Here is a 2,215-nt window from a genome sequence, read left to right on the forward strand (position 1 = left end):
TTGTCAAGCGAAGTGAGGATTTGACCCCTTTGGCGAAGTGAGGAACTGACCCCCTTCACTGGTTTGCTGTTTCGTTGGGTTCAAGCGTCGGTCCGGTCTTCTGCAGAAGGCCGGACCGACGCTTTTCGCGGAGACGGTAGCTGTCGCCGCGGATGGTGATCACCGTGGAGTGGTGAAGCAGGCGGTCCAGGATCGCCGTGGCCACAATGGGGTCGCCAAAAACACTTCCCCATTCGCCCACGGAGCGGTTGGAGGTGATCAGGATCGATCCCTTCTCGTAGCGCCGTGACACGAGTTGGAAGAACAGGTGGGCGGCATTGGCCTCGAAGGGCAGATAGCCCAGTTCGTCGATGATGAGCAGTTTCGGCCGCGACAGGATCGCCAACTGCTTGTCGAGCGAGCCGTCGCTGTGGGCCTTGGCCAGCGTCGCCACCAACGTAGCAGCCGTGATGAACTGCACGTTGTAATTCTGGCGGATCGCCTCGCGGCCGAGGGCCACGGCCAGATGGGTCTTGCCCGTGCCGGGTGGGCCGAGGAACAAAAGCGTGTCGCCGTGCGCAATCCAGCGGCAGGTGGCGAGTTCCCTGATCTGCCCCTGATCGAGCGATGGCTGGGCGTTGAAGTCGAAGCCGTCCAGCTCGCGCACGAAGGGGAACTGGGCGATCTTGCTCGACATGGAGATGCGCCGCTCGTCGCGCCGGGCGATCTCGCGCGACACCAGGAAGCCCAGGGCCTCTCGTAACGTCATCTTCGAGCGGGCAGCTTCGTCCAGCAACGTGTCGAGCTGGTCGCGGATCGCCGTCAGCTTCAGCCGATCGAGCGTTGCGATGAGCATGTCGTGATCCACGGTCGTCATCACCAGCCCCCTCCGACAGCCGCCTCGTATTCCGCAAGCGGCCGCAGCAAGGCGGCTGGAGCGATCTCGATGGGATCCGCGCGCACCGGCCCTTCAAAGCCGGCGACGCCGACAAAATGCGCCCGGTCCACTATCCGTTGTCGTCGCCCCCGGCACAGGGCATGATCGCCTACCACCTGGCCCGCATGACGGATGATCACACGGCCAGCCAACACCACGACCTGGACGCTCTCGCCGATCAGGCGCCAAGGCACCGAGTAGCTGTTCGTATCCAGATCGATCGCACAGTCGGCCTGAACCTTGCGGATCAGGTCCCGCAGTTGCCCGAACGGCGCCCTGCCGGAAAGCGGGCGGAGCGCTCGAGCTTCAGCGGCAAAACGTTCCACGGGCGCAACGCCGGTGGTGCCGTGTTCACGCCGGTCGGCAACCTCGCGCGTCCACCGATCCAGATGCGCCTCGAACGCTGCCCAGCTTTCGAACCGGCGGCCGGCGATCGCGTTCTTCTTGACGTAGCCGACTCCGCGTTCGTCTTTCCCCTTCGTCCTGGCCCGATAAGGGGCACAGGCCCGCGGTGTGAAGCCCCAATATCGGGCAAAAGCGTGCAGCCGGGCGTTGAACCTCACCTCGCGCGTCACCGCGTCGTGATGCTCAACCAGCGCCTTTGCATTATCGATCAGAACTTCCGCCGGCACGCCCCCAAACCGCAGGAAAGCGCCTTCCATCCCTTCGAACCAGTCGGTCTGGCGCTGCCTCGGCGAGGCCCGGATGTGCATCCGGCGCGAATAGCCAAGCGTCCCGACAAACACATGGATCCGCACCCGCTCGCCGCCGATCCATACCCGCGTGTCGCCGAAGTCGATCTGCATCTGATGACCAGGCGCCGTCTCGAAGCGCACCGTCGCCCGCTTCTGCGCTTTCAACTCGCGCCGCCATTTTCGAACCCGAAGTTCTACCGAGCGCAGCCCGATGACGATGCCATGCTCGCTCTCCAACTCCTGGCGAATGACGTCCGCGTTCCCGTCGTGGCGAAAGAAACGCTCTCGAAGCCAATCGTCCAGACCATCAAATGCTGTCCGACGCACGGGCTGGCGATACGCAACAACGCCACCTTCACGAAGATATCGGCGAACCGTGTTGCGCGCGCATCCAAACTCCTGCGCAATTCGTTTCGCTCCCCAGCCTCGTTCGTGAAGGCCCACCATGGCCAAAACTTCTTCCCCCGATCGCATTTCCTCAACCCGCATCGTTCCAGACAATGCAAGTTGCGATGAAAACTCTCTCGTCATCGATTCTTCCTCTCAAAAGAGAGGGGTCAGTTCTTCCTTTCGTTCGGGGGTCAATTTCTCATTTCGCCCGACA

At 62.7% G+C, this 2,215-nt stretch carries 2 protein-coding genes; both read right to left on the reverse strand.

All coding sequences use genetic code 11. The annotated features are described in order from the left end of the window. Positions 1 to 55 precede the first annotated feature (55 nt). Positions 56 to 856: an IS21-like element helper ATPase IstB gene (gene istB, locus OHD62_RS35465; protein ID WP_006199991.1), complete on the reverse strand. Its 801-nt coding sequence runs from the start codon at positions 854 to 856 to the stop codon at positions 56 to 58. Next, positions 856 to 2,142: an IS21 family transposase gene (gene istA, locus OHD62_RS35470; RefSeq protein WP_263792400.1), complete on the reverse strand. Its 1,287-nt coding sequence runs from the start codon at positions 2,140 to 2,142 to the stop codon at positions 856 to 858. Before istA ends, istB begins: the two co-directional genes overlap by 1 nt. Positions 2,143 to 2,215 lie beyond the last annotated feature (73 nt).

Source organism: Mesorhizobium sp. YC-39, from assembly GCF_025753795.1.
GTDB lineage: Bacteria > Pseudomonadota > Alphaproteobacteria > Rhizobiales > Rhizobiaceae > Mesorhizobium.

Excerpts from the sequence above, each read along its gene's own strand:
- istB (WP_006199991.1), bottom strand. The coding sequence starts at position 856 with ATGACGACCGTGGATCACGACATGCTCATCGCAACGCTCGATCGGCTG.
- istA (WP_263792400.1), bottom strand. The coding sequence starts at position 2,142 with ATGACGAGAGAGTTTTCATCGCAACTTGCATTGTCTGGAACGATGCGG.